General features: G+C 67.2%; 15 protein-coding genes. 8 read left to right on the forward strand and 7 right to left on the reverse strand.

Annotated elements, in window-relative coordinates; translation table 11 throughout:
• Positions 1–22: 22 nt before the first annotated feature.
• The gene (locus tag ABID97_RS15785) at positions 23–961 is read left to right on the forward strand and encodes a glutathione S-transferase family protein (protein ID WP_354399389.1); all 939 of its coding nucleotides are present in this window, start codon (positions 23–25) and stop codon (positions 959–961) included.
• 115 nt (positions 962–1,076) lie between these two features.
• Entirely contained in the window at positions 1,077–1,982 is a 906-nt protein-coding gene (locus tag ABID97_RS15790) for an SDR family oxidoreductase (protein ID WP_354399390.1), read from the forward strand.
• A 100-nt stretch (positions 1,983–2,082) separates the two neighbouring features.
• On the opposite strand, the gene ABID97_RS15795 is transcribed toward ABID97_RS15790, so the two are convergent.
• Positions 2,083–3,087 carry a LysR substrate-binding domain-containing protein gene (locus tag ABID97_RS15795; RefSeq protein WP_354399391.1) on the reverse strand — a complete coding sequence of 335 codons (1,005 nt, stop codon included), beginning with the start codon at positions 3,085–3,087 and terminating at the stop codon, positions 2,083–2,085.
• Positions 3,088–3,196: 109 nt separating this feature from the next.
• Between ABID97_RS15795 and ABID97_RS15800 the strand changes: the two genes are divergently transcribed.
• Complete coding sequence (locus ABID97_RS15800) at positions 3,197–3,898, forward strand: FMN-dependent NADH-azoreductase (RefSeq protein ID WP_354399392.1); 702 nt, start codon at positions 3,197–3,199, stop codon at positions 3,896–3,898.
• 171 nt (positions 3,899–4,069) lie between these two features.
• A complete protein-coding gene (locus tag ABID97_RS15805; RefSeq protein ID WP_354399393.1) occupies positions 4,070–4,882 on the forward strand; it encodes a DUF7822 domain-containing protein in 813 nt (270 codons plus the stop codon).
• 152 nt (positions 4,883–5,034) lie between these two features.
• Here ABID97_RS15805 and ABID97_RS15810 read toward each other — a convergent pair whose 3' ends face one another.
• From ABID97_RS15810 to ABID97_RS15820, 3 genes are all read right to left on the reverse strand, one after another.
• The gene (locus tag ABID97_RS15810; RefSeq protein WP_354399394.1) at positions 5,035–5,370 is read right to left on the reverse strand and encodes a hypothetical protein; all 336 of its coding nucleotides are present in this window, start codon (positions 5,368–5,370) and stop codon (positions 5,035–5,037) included.
• A 292-nt stretch (positions 5,371–5,662) separates the two neighbouring features.
• The gene (locus ABID97_RS15815; RefSeq protein ID WP_354399395.1) at positions 5,663–6,700 is read right to left on the reverse strand and encodes an aldo/keto reductase; all 1,038 of its coding nucleotides are present in this window, start codon (positions 6,698–6,700) and stop codon (positions 5,663–5,665) included.
• A gap of 35 nt (positions 6,701–6,735) precedes the next feature.
• On the reverse strand, positions 6,736–7,926 hold the full coding sequence (locus tag ABID97_RS15820; RefSeq protein WP_354399396.1) for an MFS transporter: 1,191 nt from the start codon (positions 7,924–7,926) through the stop codon (positions 6,736–6,738).
• Positions 7,927–8,023: 97 nt separating this feature from the next.
• Here ABID97_RS15820 and ABID97_RS15825 point away from each other — a divergent pair, with 97 nt between their 5' ends.
• Positions 8,024–8,986 (forward strand): LysR family transcriptional regulator, encoded by a 963-nt coding sequence (locus tag ABID97_RS15825; protein ID WP_354399397.1) that lies wholly within the window; start codon positions 8,024–8,026, stop codon positions 8,984–8,986.
• Here the strand turns inward: ABID97_RS15825 and ABID97_RS15830 are convergent.
• From ABID97_RS15830 to ABID97_RS15840, 3 genes are all read right to left on the reverse strand, one after another.
• Positions 8,935–9,705, reverse strand: a complete 771-nt coding sequence (locus tag ABID97_RS15830; protein ID WP_354399398.1) for a 2-keto-4-pentenoate hydratase — start codon at positions 9,703–9,705, stop codon at positions 8,935–8,937. The genes ABID97_RS15825 and ABID97_RS15830 overlap by 52 nt on opposite strands.
• Positions 9,706–9,922: 217 nt before the next feature.
• Positions 9,923–10,900 carry a Bug family tripartite tricarboxylate transporter substrate binding protein gene (locus ABID97_RS15835; protein WP_354401773.1) on the reverse strand — a complete coding sequence of 326 codons (978 nt, stop codon included), beginning with the start codon at positions 10,898–10,900 and terminating at the stop codon, positions 9,923–9,925.
• A gap of 54 nt (positions 10,901–10,954) precedes the next feature.
• Positions 10,955–12,199: a pyridoxal-phosphate-dependent aminotransferase family protein gene (locus ABID97_RS15840; RefSeq protein ID WP_354399399.1), complete on the reverse strand. Its 1,245-nt coding sequence runs from the start codon at positions 12,197–12,199 to the stop codon at positions 10,955–10,957.
• 121 nt (positions 12,200–12,320) lie between these two features.
• Between ABID97_RS15840 and ABID97_RS15845 the strand changes: the two genes are divergently transcribed.
• From ABID97_RS15845 to ABID97_RS15855, 3 genes are read left to right on the forward strand one after another with little or no spacing between them, the layout of a single operon-like run.
• Entirely contained in the window at positions 12,321–13,016 is a 696-nt protein-coding gene (locus ABID97_RS15845) for a GntR family transcriptional regulator (protein ID WP_354399400.1), read from the forward strand.
• Between the two features lie 12 nt (positions 13,017–13,028).
• Positions 13,029–16,106 carry an FAD-binding and (Fe-S)-binding domain-containing protein gene (locus ABID97_RS15850; protein ID WP_354399401.1) on the forward strand — a complete coding sequence of 1,026 codons (3,078 nt, stop codon included), beginning with the start codon at positions 13,029–13,031 and terminating at the stop codon, positions 16,104–16,106.
• Positions 16,107–16,127: 21 nt separating this feature from the next.
• Positions 16,128–16,685, forward strand: a complete 558-nt coding sequence (locus ABID97_RS15855; protein WP_354399402.1) for a methylated-DNA--[protein]-cysteine S-methyltransferase — start codon at positions 16,128–16,130, stop codon at positions 16,683–16,685.
• Positions 16,686–16,702 lie beyond the last annotated feature (17 nt).

Here is a 16,702-nt window from a genome sequence, read left to right on the forward strand (position 1 = left end):
AAGCACCCAAGGGAACAAGCACATGGCCGACCTCATCCTGCATCACTACAACACCTCGCCGTTCTCGGAAAAAGTGCGCCTCATCCTCGGCGCCAAGAAGCTGCCCTGGAAGTCGGTCCTCATTCCACCCATCATGCCCAAGCCAGAGGTGGAGGTGCTCACCGGCGGCTACCGCAAGACGCCGTTCCTGCAGATCGGTGCCGACATGTATTGCGACAGCGCGCTCATCGCCGACGTGCTCGAGCATCTGCAACCCGAAGCCACGCTATACCCGGAGCCCGAGAAGGGCATGTCGCGCATCCTTGCGCAGTGGGCCGACACCACGCTGTTCTGGGCCGCCATGGCCTGGAACCTGCAGCCCCGGGGCGCGGCCGAGGTGTTTGCCAATGCGCCGCCGGAGGCCGCCAAGGCCTTCGGCGAAGACCGCGGCAAGATGAGCGCCGGCAACATGACCCGGCTGCGCCCGGCCGATGCCACCAGCGCCTACAAGTCGTACCTGCGCCGGCTGTCCGACATGCTCGACGACAAGCCCTACCTCCTGGGCGAAGCGCCGTGCATCGCCGACTTCTCGGCCTACCACCCGCTCTGGTACACACGACGCATCGACTCGGTGCGCGGCATCCTCGACCTCACGCCCGCGGTCGTCGACTGGATGGACCGCATGGCCGCCATCGGCCACGGCGCGATCGAGAAATTCGGCTCCGAAGCAGCCATCGCAATCGCCAAGGCTGCGACGCCGCACACGCTGCTCACCGACAGCACTTTCCAGGACGACCACGGCATTCCGCTCGGGAGTGCCGTCACGGTGCGCGCCGAAAGCTTCGGCCTCGAGGAGACCCCCGGCACCCTGGTGGCCGCCACGCGCACGCACTACACGCTGGAGCGCAGCAACGAGCGCATCGGCACGGTGCACGTGCACTTTCCGCGCATCGGCTACGTGCTCAGGAAAGCGGAGGCCTGACGCCTTCCGCGGCCGTGCAGGCGGGAACCTTCGTGACTGCGCCGGCGCGCGTTTGGGTTTTCAATAGCGGCTCCAACGTCAGAGACAGACATTCAACGCAGAAGGACACCGGCAAATGATTCAGGACTTCAAGGGCAAGACGGCCGTACTCACCGGCGCGGGTTCGGGCTTCGGCCTGGAGTGCGCGCGCATTGGCGCGGCACGTGGCATGAACCTCGTGCTCGTCGACGTGCAGCAGGACGCGCTCGACAAGGCCCGGGCCGAGATGGAAGCCACCGGCGCGCAGGTGCTGGCGCGCAAGGTCGACGTGTCGGATGCCGCGCAGATGGAGGCCCTGGCCCTTGCCGTGAAGGAGCGCTTCGGGGCGCCGCATTTCGTGTTCAACAACGCCGGCGTGGGCGCTGGCGGCCTGGTGTGGGAGAACACCGTGGCCGACTGGGAATGGGTGCTCGGCGTCGACCTGTGGGGCGTGATCCACGGCGTGCGCCTGTTCACGCCCATGATGCTCGAAGCCGCCGCCAAGGACCCGGCCTACCGCGGCCACATCACCAACACAGCAAGCATGGCCGGGCTGCTCACGCCGCCCAACATGGGCATCTACAACGCAGCCAAGGCCGCGGTGGTGAGCCTGACCGAAACGCTGTACCAGGACCTGACCCTCGTCACCGACCAGATCGGCGCGAGCCTCCTGTGCCCGTACTTCGTGCCGACCGGCATCACCAGCAGCGAGCGCAACCGTCCGAACGCACCGAAGGAAACCGAGCTCACCAAGAGCCAGCTCATCGGCCAGGCGATGAGCAACAAGGCCGTGAGCAGCGGCAAGATCACCGCCGCCGAAGTGTCGGCCAAGGTGTTCGATGCGATCAGCGAGAACCAGTTCTACGTGTTCAGCCATCCGAAGGCCCTCGGCAATGTGCGCAGCCGCATGGAGAACATCGTGGCGGGCTCGAATCCGGCCGATCCGTTCCTGGAGCGGCCCGAGATCGGGCAGAAGCTGCGGGAACAATTGCGCGCGGCCTGAACCTCGCGCTGGGTCTTGTTCGAGGCGCGCCTGTTCGGGGCGCGTGCACAGGCCACCGGGTACTCCCCTCCGCGAATGTCCCCCGCCTTCGGCTCCTCCTTTATTTCGCTGCGGGGAGCACCCGGCGCCCTGCGCCCACTGGGCGCTGTCGTGGTGCTGCGTCGTCAACGAGCGCTCCGGGAATGCCTGGTCGCTGCGAGGCGATCCAGTCCCACACGATACGGATTGCAGCTTCGTCTTCCCGCCCGCTCGCCACTGCGAGAAAGTAGCTGCCCGTATCGAGCGCGGGCCCGAAGGGCTGCACCAACGCACCGCTTCGCAGTTCTTCGGCCGCGAGCGTGAGGCTCAGCAGCGCCACGCCGTGGCCCGCGAGCGCGGCGAGGATGGCGTGGGTTTCGTCCGAGAACGACAGGCCCGCGGCCTTCATCGACCGGCCGCGCGGCGCGGCGATGCCGGCTTCGCGGAACCATCGCGACCAGGTTGCGGGCGCAGCTGCGCCGGGCTGCCAATCGGCATGGATCAGCTGGTGCTTCGGCAAATCGCTCACGCGCTTCAGGCCCAGCATCGGGCTGCACAGCGGCGCATAGCGTTCGGGCATCAGTTCGCGCACCACGAGGCCCGGCCAGTTGCCGCTGCCGGAGCGCACCGCGATGTCGGCATCTCCGCGTGCCAGGTCGACCAGGGTGTCGCTGGCATGCAGCCGCAGTTCGATGCCGGGGCAAGCTTTGCGGAAAGCCGCCATGCGCGGCAGCACCCAGCGCGCCGCAAAGGCGGTGTTGGTGGTGAGCGTGACGGCTTGGGAGGCGGAAGGTTGGCGCAGCCTCTCGACCGCGGCCTCCAGCGCATCGAATCCGGCCCGCAGATCGTCGAACAGCCGCTCGCCCGCGGGCGTCAAGGCAAGCTGCCGCGTGAGCCGGCGGAACAGCGGCCGGCCCAGCGTGTCTTCCAGCGCGCGCACCTGGTGGCTGATGGCCGATGGCGTGACCGACAGTTCGAGCGCCGCGCGCTGGAAGCTCAGGTGCGCAGCCGCCGCTTCGAAGGCGTGCAGCGAGCGCAGGGGCGGCAGGCGCCTGGGGCGGCGGATGGGTGAGGTGGTTTCATTCATCGATGGAGAAATGATCGTTTGTCGCAGGCTCATTGCATCCATAGATTGGAGCCTGTGCAGTCATTCTGACTGCGCCAGACGAAACAGCTCAATTCACCCATCGAAGACCATGAACCTTCTCCATATCGACACCAGCGGCCGCCCCGGGCTTTCGGGCATCGACCCCCACGGCTCGCACACGCGCCGGCTCTCCGCGCGCTTCATCGCGCGCTGGCGGCAGGCTCGGCCCAACGACCGCATCGACTACCTCGACGTGGGACAGCACCCGCCCGCGCACGTCGATGGCCGCTGGATCCATGCCGCATTCACCGCGCCCGCCGAGCGCGAGCCCTGGATGGCCGAAGTGCTGGCCGAGAGCGACCGGCTGGTCGACCAGTTGGTCGCCGCCGACCTGATCGTCGTCGGCCTGCCGATGTACAACTTCAGCGTGCCCTCCCAGTTCAAGGCCTGGATCGACAACATCGTGCGCGTGGGCCGCACCTTCGGCTTCGATCGTGCGCGTGGCGCAGTCCCGTACTGGCCGATGCTCGCCGATGCCGGCAAGCGCATGGTGCTGCTCGGCGCACGCGGCGACCACGGCTACGACCCCGGCGGACGCATCGCACACCTCAACCACACCGAAAGCAGCGTGCGCTCGGTGTTCGGCTACATCGGCGTTACCGACGTCCACGAAGCGGCGGTGGAGTTCGACGAATTTGGTGGCGAGCAGCTCGCGCAGTCGCTGCGGGAGGCGGAGCGGAAGGTCGACCGGCTGGTCGACCAGCTCAGCGGCACGCTTGCGAACGAGCGCGCCGAGGCGATTTCATCGTAGGTGTCGCAGCTGAGATGGACATTTGGCACGGCCGCCTTGGCTTTATTGTGCGGTGCGACTCGGTGTCCAAGTTGACGGGATACATTCGGCCCAATACCGGTTTTCACCCGGAAGCCTTGGTGATCCGGCGATTACGTCCCCTCATCACGTCGTCTTCCTCTCTCGTCAGACATGGCCAACCGTTCTTACCTCTACAGCCTCAGCAATCGGCCCAGTTCGTTCGCGGATCGTCCGGAGACGATTTCTGGCCTGTCCGAATGGGCGTACGACGTACCGTTCATGTACCGCGCGCTCATGTCCGGCGATCCGCAGTTGTGCGGCTCGCTGGTGGCGGACGGCTTGAGCGGTGACGAACCCGGGCACCCGACTGTGATCCGTGCGGTCAGCAGCCGCTTCGATCTTGGCTTTGACCGCGTGCAGCGCTTCACCCGGATCGTGCGGGCTTCGCTGGCAGAGTACGTGCCATCGGCCGAGCCGCAAGCCGCTGTCGCAATGCGACCGACATCCTTGCTCGGGCGTCTCAAGGGGTTTGTTTTTCCGGGGAGCGAGGCTGCGCCCGCCGCGTCGAAGGCGGCGCCTGCCGCCGCGACGCAAATGCCCATCTGGCTGGACGAAACGCTCGCCTTCCTTGAGGCTCATCGCGACCAGTACTTGCTCTTGGAGACGATCGAGCTCGACATCATGTCTTACGACGAAGAGGCGGCGCTGCTGTCCTGCGTCGAACAGGAGATCGCGCGATGCCTTCATGTGGGTGCCGCGATCGACGCGTTGCCAAACGACATTGCCGAAGCGGTCTTGCAACTGAAACGGGCCATCGCGCAGAAGTGCGAGGCCCCATTCGACGCCTTTTTCGGGCTTCGCCTGGATGACGATTGCGACAGCACTCGGACTGGTGCGACGGAACACCCGCTCGGCTTGCAGTGGTTCGAGGTGCTGTATTTCAAACTGCTCAACCGTGCCGAATACGAGGCGCGACAAGACTAGCGTCCCAGCTCATTCGGCTGGGACGCTAGTCTGGACAGCGATGGGCGCGCGCGCGGCGAATTTTGCCGCGCCGAGTCCAGCCATCCAGCAGCACGAGCAGCAGCCGCTTGACATCGGCGAGATGGGCGACAAGGGCTGCAGCGCGATTTAGTTCACTGGTTGAGTGGCGTCGTTTGGATCTCCGCGCTGGCTTTCAAAACAATTGTCAAAGCACTTGCTTGCGTTGATCGTCTCGGCTTCAATCGCGGGTCGTCGTCCATCAGCGCATCGCGGGGATCATCGCCTTGGGAAATCTCAGGATCGATGGCTCGATCGTCGATTTCGAAAGCGATACGCTGAGCTCCTTCGTGTTCGTCAAAGGGAACCTTTCCGTGGTCAGCCTCGTGGGTGGATGTGCAGAAATCGTGGTGGAGGGAGATGTGCACGCAACCGAAGTCATCATGGGATACGGTGGTCACGGCCGACTGGCGATCGGCGGTGATGTTCATGCGAGACTTGTCGTGGTGGACAACCACTCAACGGAAATAGCTGGAACCGTTAGTGCGGCGACTTTCGGCTACGGAAACGCATTGCCCCACTAGGACTATTCCGATTGGCAAGAGGTCCTGAGCGAACATGCCGTTGTCGCCCTCCTTGAAGGGGACGGGTCTTGGAAGTATGGCAATGGGTCCGAGTTCGTTGCGCATCTACTTCAGGGGCATGACGTTCTCAAACCGCATATTGGGCGGTAGGAGCCTAGGTCAGCGCTCGGCATGACCCGTCGACTCCTTCCCGCCTTCGTTAGGCCAGAACCGCCACCGGACTGCGCTCCGCAAACTGCCCGTTCCAGTACGGGTAGTAGGGGTAGGGCGGAGTCACTGCGCTGGCTGCATCGAGCCGCTTCACCTGTTCGGCGCTGAGCTGCCAGCCGAGCGCGCCGAGGTTCTGCTTCAGCTGCTCTTCATTGCGCGCGCCGATCAGCACGCTGGATACGGTGGGCCGCTGCAGCAGCCAGTTGAGCGCGATCTGCGGCAATGTCTTGCCGGTTTCCTCGGCCACCTGGTCCATGGCGTCGACCACGCGGTACAGGCGCTCGTCGTCCACCGGCGGTGCGAAGCCGGCGGTCTCATGCAGCCGGCTGCCGGCGGGCAGCGGCTGGCCGCGGCGCACCTTGCCGGTCAGGCGGCCCCAGCCCAGCGGGCTCCAGACGATGGCGCCCACGCCCTGGTCGATGCCGAGCGGCATCAGTTCGTATTCGTAGTCGCGGCCGATCAGCGAGTAGTAGGCCTGGTTGGCCACGAAGCGCTGCAAGCCGAGCCGATCGGAGGCCGCGAGCGACTTCATCAGTTGCCAGCCCGAGAAGTTGGAGGCACCGATGAGCCGTACCTTGCCCGCGTGCACCAGGTCGTCGAGCGTGTCGAGCACGATCTCGACCGGCGTCATTGCGTCGAAGGCATGCAGCTGCAGGATGTCGATGTAGTCGGTGCCCAGGCGCTTCAGCGCGGCATCGGTCGCGGCAATCAGGTGATGGCGCGAGGCGCCGACGTCGTTGGGCCCGTCGCCGGCCCGCAGCGCCAGCTTGGTCGAGACGATGGCCTTGTCGCGCCGGCCCTTGAGCGCGGCGCCGAGGATCGATTCGGACGCGCCGTTCGAATAGACGTCGGCCGTGTCGAACAGCGTCACGCCGGCATGCAGCGCCATGTCGACGATGCTGCGCGCACCTTCGACATCGGTATTGCCCCAGGCGCTGAAAAGCGGGCCCTGTCCGCCGAAGGTGCCCGCGCCGAAGCCCAGGGCGGGGACCTTGAAGCCGGAGCGGCCGAGAAAGCGTTGTTCCATGAAGTTGTCCTTGTCTTAGAAAGAAGTAGTGCGCGTCAGGCTTGCAACGAGGCGCAATCGGCTGGCGAGGGGCGACCCTCGCGCCGGTCGAGCGCGCGGCTCCAGAGTGCGATGGCCAGGCCCGCGAGCGTGAGCAGCGCGGCCACCCAGCCGAGTGCGCGCAGTCCCGGCCCGTGGTCGATGACCACGCCGCCCGCCCACGCGCCGAGCGCATTGCCGAGATTGAAGGCCGCGATGTTGAGGCTCGAGGCCAGGTTCTGGCCCGCGCCCGAGGCTTTCTCCAGAACGCGCAGCTGCATCGGGGCCACAGTGGCGAAAGAGGCGATGCCCAGGAGCCCGACGAACACCACGGCAGTGAACGGCGTGGCGATGGTGAACTGCATCGCGCCGAGCACGGCGGCCAGCGCGACAAGGGTGCCGATCACTGCCGGCATGGTTGCGCGATCGGCCAGCCGGCCGCCAAGGATGTTGCCGACGGCCAGGCCACCGCCGAACACCAGCAGGATCGGCGACACGGCCGATTCGGGCAGGCCCGTGACCTGCGTCAGCAAAGGCTGGACGTAGGTGAACACCGCGAACACGCCCGCAAAGCCAAGCACTGTCATCGCCAGGCCGAGCAGCACCTGCGGGCGGGCGAGCACCGCGAGCTCGTCGCGCAGCGGCACGGCCTTGGCGTCGCTGCGCACGTGCGGCACGAACAGCGCGAGCACCGCGAACGCCAGCACGCCGATCAGCGCGACGGCCCAGAAGGTGGCGCGCCAGCCATGGTGCAGGCCGAGCCATGCACCGGCCGGCACGCCCAGCAGCGTGGCGGCCGTGAGGCCGGTGAACATGATCGCGATGGCGGAGGCGCGGCGCTCGGGCGCGACCAGGCCAGTGGCCACGACCGAACCGACGCCGAAGAAGGTGCCGTGCGCGAGCGAGGTGACCACGCGCGCGGCCATCAGCAGTTCGTAGTTGGGCGCGAGCGCGCAGGCCAGGTTGCCGAGCGTGAAGATCGCCATCAGCGCGAGCAGCACGGTCGTGCGCGGCAGCTTGCGCGTGGCGATGGTGAGCAGCGGTGCGCCGACCGCGACCCCGAGCGCATAGCCCGAGATCAGCAGGCCGGCGGCCGTGATGGAGACGCCGAGATCGGCCGAGACCTGCATCAGCAGGCCCATGATGACGAATTCGGTGGTGCCTATTCCGAAGGCACCGGCGGTGAGGGCGAGGAGAGCGATGGGCATGATGGTCCTATGGTCCGGCTTTTGACCATCGATGACTAGAATGCCGCTTGGACAGACACTTGTGAGTTGAACTCACAATAAAGCGAAAGAAACCGCCATGCCCCGCATCGACGTCAACCGCTCAGGCGAAATGGAAGCCTTCGTCCAGATCGTCGAAGCCGGCGGCTTTTCTGCGGCCGCGCGCCAGCTCGACGTGACGCCGTCGGCCGTGAGCAAGCTGGTCGCGCGGCTGGAGCTGCGTCTGGGCATCCAGCTGGTGCACCGCTCCACGCGCAAGCTGCAGCTCACGCCCGAGGGACTGCACTTCTACGAGCGCAGCACGCGCGTGCTTGCCGACATGGACGAGGCGGAGCGCTGCGCGGCCGCGGGCGCCTCCCCGCGCGGACGCGTGAGCATCAATGCCAGCGTGTCATTCGGGCACCACAAGCTGGTGCCGCTGGTGCCGCGCCTCCTTGAGTTGCATCCGCAGATCACGCTGGACATTGCGCTGACCGACCGCGTCGTCGACATGATGGACGAGCGCGCCGACATCGCGATCCGCTGGGGCCAGCTGCCGTCCTCCGACCTGGTGGCGCGGCGCCTCGGCGAGACCAGCCAGGCCATCGTGGCCTCGCCCGCCTACCTTGCCAGGTACGGCACGCCGCACACGCCCGAGGAACTGGAGGCCCATAACCGGCTGGGCTGGAGCTACCGGCGCAGCACGCCCGACTGGCCGTTGCGTGTCGACGGGCGAATGATTTCGCTGCCCGTGGCCGGGCCGGTGCGCGCTGGCGACGGCGAAACCTTGCGGCAGCTGGCGATTGCCGGCGCGGGGGTGGCGCGGCTGTCGCTGTATCACATCCAGCACGACATCGACGCGGGACGGCTCGTGCCGCTGCTCGAGGAATTCAATCCGGGCGAGGTGGAGCCGATCCACGCGGTGTACATCGGCAAGGCCGGCACCTTGCCGGCCCGCGTGCGCGCGGTGCTCGATTTCCTGGTGGCGTGCTCGGGCGTGGGGGGAGGGCGTTACACCCTCAAGCGCACCGCGCCGATGCCGGCAAACTCCGCCGTCACCTGATCGCCGCGGCGGCAGGGCAGCACGCCGACCCAAGAACCCGTGGTCACGACGGTGCCGGCCGGCGCGGTCTGGCCGTGGCGCGTGACGTGGCGCAGCCAGATCGGCAGCAACCACGCGGGGTCGGCCAGCGGATGGGTGCCTTCGCGCACCACCGTTTCCGAATTGCCGACCTTCGTTTCGCAGCGCTGCGAAGCCCAGTCGACGGCCGCATAGGACTGCCATTCGCCGATCACCAGCGCGCCGTGCACTTGCGAATCGGCCAGGCGCAGCAAGGCGGGCGTGGCGGCCAGGTCTTGCCAGCGCGAGTCGACGATCTCCACCGAGACCGCCATGGCGTCGATCAGCGAAGCCGCGTCTTCCTGGCCGAGCGTCGCGGCCATGGCGGGTGTGACGTCCTGTCCTAGCCGCAGTGCAATTTCTGCCTCGATGCCGGGCGTGTGGAGTGTCAGGTCACCGAAGTCCGCTGGACTCGTGCGCACGCCGTGCGAAGGCAGCGGCGCGTGCGTGAGCGTTGCGGTTCGCGAGCCTCCGCCGGATTTCCAGCAGCCCGGCACTGTGCCTGCCTCGAACCAGCCGAGCACGGCACCGATGGCGTCCTGCACTTCATAGGCTTGGGTTGCGTCTTGCAGCGTGTCGGTCCAGGGTGTGGCATCGAGGGTCGTGTTGTTGCGACGCGCAGCGATCAGCGCTTCGGCGAGGGCGGTCGTGGATCGGTTCATTGTTCTGATTTTGTCAGTGTTGCTTTTTCAGGGCGCGTGCACAGGGCGCCGGTGTACCGCCGATCAACGATTGCTCTGAATCACGCTGCCGCTGGCGGGGTGCCTTGCGCAGCGAAATAAAGGAGGAGGGGCGCAGCCCCGGGGGACATTCGCGGAGCAAGGCACCCCGTCGGCGGGAGCGCCGCCCTGAACGACCCTCGGTCAATAGTGCCCCGCGTCAAGTCTCGACGTGCACCTTCCCATCCTTCACCACCTTCGCCCACTTGGCGATCTCCGTCGAGATGAACTGCTTGAACTTGTCCTGCGACCCGCCGCCATCCTCCGCGCCATAGGTGTCGAGCTTTTCCTGCACGTCGGGCATCGCGAGCACCGTGTTGACGTCGCGGTTCACCTTCTCGGCAACACTGGCCGGCAGCTTGCCCGGACCCGCAAGCCCGTACCAGGTGGTGGCCTCGAAACCCGCGAAGCCCTGCTCCTGCATCGTGGGCACGCCAGGGTGGCCCTTGGCGCGTTTGGCCCGGGTCTGCGCCACCGCCAGCACCCGGCCGCTCTTCACATGGGGCGTGGCCGCGGTCATGGTCTCGAAGCTGTACTGGATCTGTCCGCCCATCAGGTCGGCCAGGAGCGGGCCGCTGCCCTTGTAGGGCACATGCATCGCATCGACGCCGGCCTGAAGCTTGAACATTTCCAGCGCCAGGTGCTGCGCCGATCCCGCGCCGGCGGAACCGAAGCTCACCGTGCCGGGAGACGCCTTGCACGCGGCCACGATGTCGTTGACGGTGAGCGCCTTCTGCGCCGGGCTGGCAATCAGCAGGTTGGGCGTCACGCCCACCAGCACGATCGGCACGAAGTCGCGCTCCACGCTGTAGCGCAGCTTCGGCTGCAGGCTGGGCGCGAGCGCATGGCTGTTGATGTGCGCCATGAGCAGCGTGCTGCCGTCGCTGGGTTGCTGCGACACGTATTCGGCCGCCAACACCCCGGCCACGCCGGCCTTGTTCTCGACGATCACCTGCTGGTTCCACATCGTCGTGAGCTTCTGCGCCACCACGCGCGCGAGCGCATCGGTGCCGCCTCCGGGTGGAAAGCCCACCACGATGCGCACCGGCCCCGAAGGCCACTCCTGCGCGAAGAGCCGGGGCACGCCCAGCGTGGCGGCCGCGGCACCCGCGGCCTGGATCAACGAACGTCTGTGCATCATCTTTGTCTCCATGGTGTGGTGGGTCCGATGCGTGCCGGTGCGGGCGACTGACTACGCGGCTTTCTGGAGGCCGACCGGCGCCGCCGGGTGGCTCGCGAAATGGTCCATCGCGGCCTGCACGCCGCTGCCCGCCAGCTTGATGCCCGCGAGCTTCATGCCCATTTCGACGCCCGCAACCATGGCCACCAGCGTCAGGTCGTTGCTGTCGCCCAGGTGGCCCATGCGGAACATGCGGCCCTTGAGCTTGCCCAGGCCCGTGCCCAGCGACAGGTCGAAGCGTTGGTGAATGAGGCGGCGCAGCGCATCGGCGTCGACGCCCTCGGGCGTGATCACGCCGGTGAGCACGGGCGAATACACGGCGGCGTCGGCGCACTGGATCGGCAGGCCCCAGGCATTGACCGCCGCGCGCGCGCCGGCGGCCCAGCGCTGGTGGCGCGCGAACACGTTGTCCAGCCCTTCGCCCAGCAGCATGTCGAGCGACTCCGACAGGCCATAGAGCAGGTTGGTGTTGGGCGTGTAGGGCCAGTAGCCGTCCTTGTTCATCTCCACGATCTCGTCCCAGGCCCAGAACGCGCGCGGCAGCTTCGCGCTCTTGGAGGCTTCGAGCGCGCGCGGCGAAAGCGCGTTGAAGCTGATGCCCGGCGGCAGCATCAGGCCCTTCTGCGAGCCGCTGATGGTGACGTCCACACCCCATTCGTCGTGGCGGAAATCGGCGCTCGCGAGGCCCGAGATGCTGTCGACCATGAGCAGCGCCGGGTGGCCGACCGCATCGATGGCCTTGCGCACCGAGGCGATGTCGGAGGTGACGCCGGTGGAGGTTTCGTTGTGCACCACGCACACGGCCTTGATCTTCTTTTCGGTGTCCTTGCGAAGGCGCGCCTCGATCAGGTCGGCCTGCACGCCGCGGCGCCAGCCGGGCGCGGCGGGCAGCTGCTCGTCCTTGCCGGACCAGGCCAGGAATTCGGTCGAAAGGCCCAGGCGCGTGGCCATCTTTTGCCACAGCGATGCGAAGTGGCCCGTCTCGTACATCAGCACATGGTCGCCCGGGCTCAACGTGTTGGCGAGTGCGGCTTCCCATGCACCGGTGCCGGACGCGGGGTAGATCGCGACCGGATGCCTGGTCTTGAAGACCTGCCTGATGCCGCCGAGGACCTTCAGGCCCAGGGTGCCGAACTCGGGCCCGCGGTGATCGATGGTCGGCAGGCTCATGGCCCGCAGGATGCGGTCGGGCACCGGGCTGGGCCCGGGAATCTGCAGGAAGTGGCGGCCGGTGGGATGGATGTCGAGTTGCAGCATGGACTGTCCTTTCGCATTCAGTTTTGCATTCAAAAGCGATAACAACATGATGGTTTACCCGTATGTTCAAGCATTGTTGATGCTCGTTTTTGCATTCAAAATGCATTCGAGGGAAACAGACATGACTGCAGAAATCATCGAGATCTCGCGCCTCGCGCTGCACGACCAGGTGGCGGCGCGCTTGCGCACGATGCTGGTCGAAGGGCAGATCGCCCCGGGCGCCAAGCTCAACGAGCGCGAGCTGTGCCTTCAGCTGCGCGTGTCGCGCACGCCGCTGCGAGAAGCCATCAAGCTCCTGGCGGCCGAAGGGCTGGTCGACCTGCTGCCCAACCGTGGCGCGGTGGCGGTGAAGCTCACCGAGGCCGATGTGCTCGACACCTTCGAGGTGCTGGCCATGCTCGAAGGCATGTCGGGCGAGCTGGCGGCCAAGCGCATCACCGATGAAGAACTGGCCGAGGTGCGCGCGCTGCACTACGAAATGATGGCCTGCTTCGCGCGGCGCGATCTCTCGGGCTACTACCGCCTCAACGCGCGCATCCACACCGCCATCAACGAGGCCGCGGGCAATCCGGTGCTGGCCAGCACCTACCGCTCGATCAATGCGCGCGTGCAGTCGCTGCGCTTTCGCACCAACCAGGACGAGGCCAAGTGGAAGCACGCGGTCGAGGAGCACGAGCAGATGATCCAGGCTCTGGCCGCGCGCGATGCGCCGGCCATGCGCAAGTTGCTGGTCGCGCACCTCATCCGCAAGCGAGACACCGTGCTGGCGCTGCTGCGCGCCGGCGAAATCTATCCCCAAGCCCACAAGGCGAGCTGAGCCCACATTCCCATGCGCGTCGATCCCGCCAGCCACATCCAGCCCGCCGGAACTGTTCTTCCACCCAACGACACCTGCGAGGCGCTGGCGCGGCGGCTGCGCGCGGAAACCCAAGGCGAGGTGCTGTTCGACGCCGGCTCGCGTGGGCGCTATGCCACCGATGCGTCGATCTACCAGATCGTGCCGGTGGGCGCCTTCGTGCCGACGAATGAAAACGACATCGCTACCGCCATCGACATTGCGCGCGACCTGAAGGTGCCGGTGCTCGCGCGCGGCGGCGGCACCAGCCAGTGCGGCCAGACCACGGGCGCGGCGCTGGTGATCGACAACAGCAAGCACTTCCGGCGCGTGCTCGACGTGAACCTGGAGGAGGGCACCGCCACCGTCGAGCCCGGCCTGGTGCTCGACCACCTGAACGCGCAGCTCAGGCCGCACGGCCTGTGGTTTCCGGTCGATGTGTCGACCAGCGCGCAAGCCACGCTGGGCGGCATGGCAGGCAACAACTCCTGCGGCTCGCGCTCCATCGCCTACGGCAACATGGTGCACAACGTGCTGGGCGCGAGCGCCTGGCTCTCGAGCGGCGAGCTGGTGAAGTTCGGTCCGGAGGCCACGCTGGACGCGCGTGCGGCCGGCATCGCGAAGTTCGTGCACGGGCTCGCGGTCGAGCACCGCGAGCAGATCCGCGCGCACTGGCCCAAGGTGCTGCGCCGCGTGGCGGGCTACAACCTCGACATCTTCGACAACCAGAGCGAGAAGCCCTACACCGCCGACGGCAGCGTGAACCTCGCGCACCTCCTGGTGGGCGCCGAAGGCACCCTGGCCTACACCCGGAGCCTCACGCTCAAGCTCGCGCCGCTGCCGCGCGCCAAGGTGCTGGGGATCGTGAACTTCCCGACCTTCCACTCGGCCATGGACGCGGCGCAGCACATCGTGAGGCTCGGCCCCACGGCGGTGGAACTGGTCGACCGCACGATGATCGAGCTGAGCCTGGCCAACCCGGCGTTCAAGCCGACCGTGGAGACCGCGCTGATCGGCAAGCCGGCGGCCATCTTGCTGGTCGAGTTTGCCGGCGCCGACAAGGCGGCGCTGCTGCCGCGCCTCAGGCAGGTGGTCGAGCTGATGGGCGACCTGGGCCTGCCCGGCAGCGTGGTCGAAATGCCCGACGACGCGCGCCAGAAGAACCTGTGGGAAGTGCGCAAGGCCGGCCTCAACATCATGATGAGCCTGAAAGGCGACGGCAAGCCGGTGAGCTTCATCGAGGACTGCGCCGTGCCGCTCGAGCACCTGGCCGAATACACCGACGCGCTGACCGAAGTGTTTGCGAAGTACGGCAGCCGCGGCACCTGGTATGCGCATGCCTCTGTCGGCACGCTGCATGTGCGGCCGATCCTGGACATGCGCGCGGACGGCGGCGCCAAGATGCGCGCCATTGCGGAAGAGGCCGCGGCCCTGGTGCGCAAGTACAAGGGCGCTTTCAGCGGCGAGCATGGCGACGGCCTGTGCCGAGGCGAATGGATCGAGTGGCAGTTCGGCCCGGCCATCAACGAGGCCTTTCGCGCCATCAAGCAGAAGCTCGATCCGGCCAACCTGTTCAACCCCGGCAAGATCGTCGACACGCCGCGCATGGACGACGCTTCGCTGTTCCGGTTTGCGCCGCCCACCGCGCCCAGGCCTTATCGGCGCATCGAGCTCAAGCCCGTGCTCGACTGGTCGGCCTGGAACGTCAATGCCGATCCCGTGACCGAAGCAACCACGGCGCCGGGCACCGGCGGCGACAGCACCGGCGGCCTCGCCAAGGCCGTGGAGATGTGCAACAACAACGGCCACTGCCGCAAGTTCGATGCCGGCACCATGTGCCCCAGCTACCGCGTGACGCGCGACGAGCAGCACCTGACGCGCGGACGCGCCAACACGCTGCGGCTCGCGCTCTCGGGCCAGCTCGGCGCCGACGCCTTCACCAGCCAGGAAATGCACGACACCATGGACCTGTGCGTCGGCTGCAAGGGCTGCAAGCGCGACTGCCCGACGGGCGTGGACATGGCGAAGATGAAGATCGAGTTTCTCGATCACTACAAGAAGCGCCACGGCCATACGCTGAAGGACAAGCTGGTGGCCTACATGCCGGACTACGCACACCGTGCGAGCCGCGTGCCGTGGCTGCTGAACCTGCGCAACACCGTGCCGGGCGCCGCGTGGCTGGGCGAAAAGCTGCTGGGGTTTTCCGCGCGCCGGTCGCTGCCCGAATGGCGCTCCGACACCTTCTGGCGCGCCAAGGCCGACCTGCACGGCATGTTCGCGAGCCGCGAAGCCGTGCTGTCGGTGCAGGCCAGCGGCGGCAAGGCCGCGGTGATGTTCGTCGACACCTTCAACGGCACCTTCGAAGGCGAGAACGCGCTGGCCGCGGCCCACGTGCTCAAGGCCGCGGGCTACACGCTGCACACGGTCGAGAAGCGCGGCGGCCACCACTGCTGCGGCCGCACCTTCCTGGCCAGCGGCATGGTGGAAGAGGCCAGGCGCCGCGCCGAGACATTGATCGATGCGCTGCGGCCGCTGGCCGAGGCGGGCATTCCCATCGTCGGGCTCGAGCCCTCGTGCCTGCTCACGCTGCGCGACGAAACCCTGGTGATGGGCTTCGGCAAGAAGGCCGAGACGGTGGGCAGGCAAGCCTTGCTGTTCGAGGAATTCATCGCACGCGAAATGAAGGCCGGCCGCTTCAAGCTCGCGCTCACGCCGGCCACGGCGCCGATCCTGCTGCACGGCCATTGCCACCAGAAGGCCTTCGGCGCCGTGAGCCCGGTGCTGGAGGTGCTGAAGCTCATTCCAGGCGCCGAGCCGGAACTGATCGAGAGCTCTTGCTGCGGCATGGCGGGCAGCTTCGGCTACGAGGCGAGCCACATCGAGGTCTCGATGCAGATGGCCGAGGCCAGCCTGCTGCCGGCGATCCGCGCCCGGCCCGAAGCCATCGTGGTGGCCGACGGCACCAGCTGCCGCCACCAGATCGCGGATGGCGCAGCGCGCGAGGCGGTGCACGTGGCCGTGCTGCTCGAGCGCCACCTTGTGCCGCCAACCCTGCCGGCCGAGAAGATCTAGCGGCTGGCCCACAATGGCACGATGAATGCAGCCATCTCGGCGGAATCCGGCTTTGCGCTGTTCGACACCGCGATAGGCACCTGCGCCCTGGCCTGGGGGCCGCGCGGACTCATGGGCGTGCAACTGCCCGAGGACAACGGCGAGGCCGCCACGCGCGCCCGCATGCGCCGCCGCTTTGCGGACCTGGCCGAGTCGGCGCCGCCCGAAATCGCACGGCAGGCCATCGCGGCCATCCAGGGCCTGCTGAACGGCGCATCCGACGACCTCTGCCACATCGTGCTCGACATGAGCCGCGTGTCGGAGTTTCACCAGCGCATCTACGCGATCGCGCGGCGCATTCCGCCCGGCCAGACGCGCACCTACGGCGACATCGCGGCCGAGCTCGGCGACAAGGGCTTGTCGCGCGCGGTCGGGCAGGCCATGGGCCACAACCCCTTTGCGCCCGTGGTGCCATGCCACCGCGTGCTGGCCGCGGGCAACAAGCCCGGCGGCTTTTCGGCGGGCGGCGGCGCACTGACGAAACTGCGCATGCTCGACATCGAAGGCGCCCGCCCGAACGGCATGGCTTCGCTTTTCTAGACGAACAATGAGCCTCC

Origin of the sequence: Variovorax sp. OAS795 (assembly GCF_040546685.1) — a bacterium.
Classification (GTDB): Bacteria; Pseudomonadota; Gammaproteobacteria; order Burkholderiales; family Burkholderiaceae_C; genus Variovorax.

Coding starts and splice junctions, on each gene's coding strand:
- ABID97_RS15835 (WP_354401773.1), bottom strand. CDS start 10,900: ATGCACAGACGTTCGTTGATCCAGGCCGCGGGTGCCGCGGCCGCCACG.
- ABID97_RS15795 (WP_354399391.1), bottom strand. CDS start 3,087: ATGAATGAAACCACCTCACCCATCCGCCGCCCCAGGCGCCTGCCGCCC.
- ABID97_RS15790 (WP_354399390.1), top strand. CDS start 1,077: ATGATTCAGGACTTCAAGGGCAAGACGGCCGTACTCACCGGCGCGGGT.
- ABID97_RS15815 (WP_354399395.1), bottom strand. CDS start 6,700: ATGGAACAACGCTTTCTCGGCCGCTCCGGCTTCAAGGTCCCCGCCCTG.
- ABID97_RS15785 (WP_354399389.1), top strand. CDS start 23: ATGGCCGACCTCATCCTGCATCACTACAACACCTCGCCGTTCTCGGAA.
- ABID97_RS15845 (WP_354399400.1), top strand. CDS start 12,321: ATGACTGCAGAAATCATCGAGATCTCGCGCCTCGCGCTGCACGACCAG.
- ABID97_RS15800 (WP_354399392.1), top strand. CDS start 3,197: ATGAACCTTCTCCATATCGACACCAGCGGCCGCCCCGGGCTTTCGGGC.
- ABID97_RS15820 (WP_354399396.1), bottom strand. CDS start 7,926: ATGCCCATCGCTCTCCTCGCCCTCACCGCCGGTGCCTTCGGAATAGGC.
- ABID97_RS15825 (WP_354399397.1), top strand. CDS start 8,024: ATGCCCCGCATCGACGTCAACCGCTCAGGCGAAATGGAAGCCTTCGTC.
- ABID97_RS15855 (WP_354399402.1), top strand. CDS start 16,128: ATGAATGCAGCCATCTCGGCGGAATCCGGCTTTGCGCTGTTCGACACC.
- ABID97_RS15830 (WP_354399398.1), bottom strand. CDS start 9,705: ATGAACCGATCCACGACCGCCCTCGCCGAAGCGCTGATCGCTGCGCGT.
- ABID97_RS15840 (WP_354399399.1), bottom strand. CDS start 12,199: ATGCTGCAACTCGACATCCATCCCACCGGCCGCCACTTCCTGCAGATT.
- ABID97_RS15805 (WP_354399393.1), top strand. CDS start 4,070: ATGGCCAACCGTTCTTACCTCTACAGCCTCAGCAATCGGCCCAGTTCG.
- ABID97_RS15850 (WP_354399401.1), top strand. CDS start 13,029: ATGCGCGTCGATCCCGCCAGCCACATCCAGCCCGCCGGAACTGTTCTT.
- ABID97_RS15810 (WP_354399394.1), bottom strand. CDS start 5,370: ATGAACATCACCGCCGATCGCCAGTCGGCCGTGACCACCGTATCCCAT.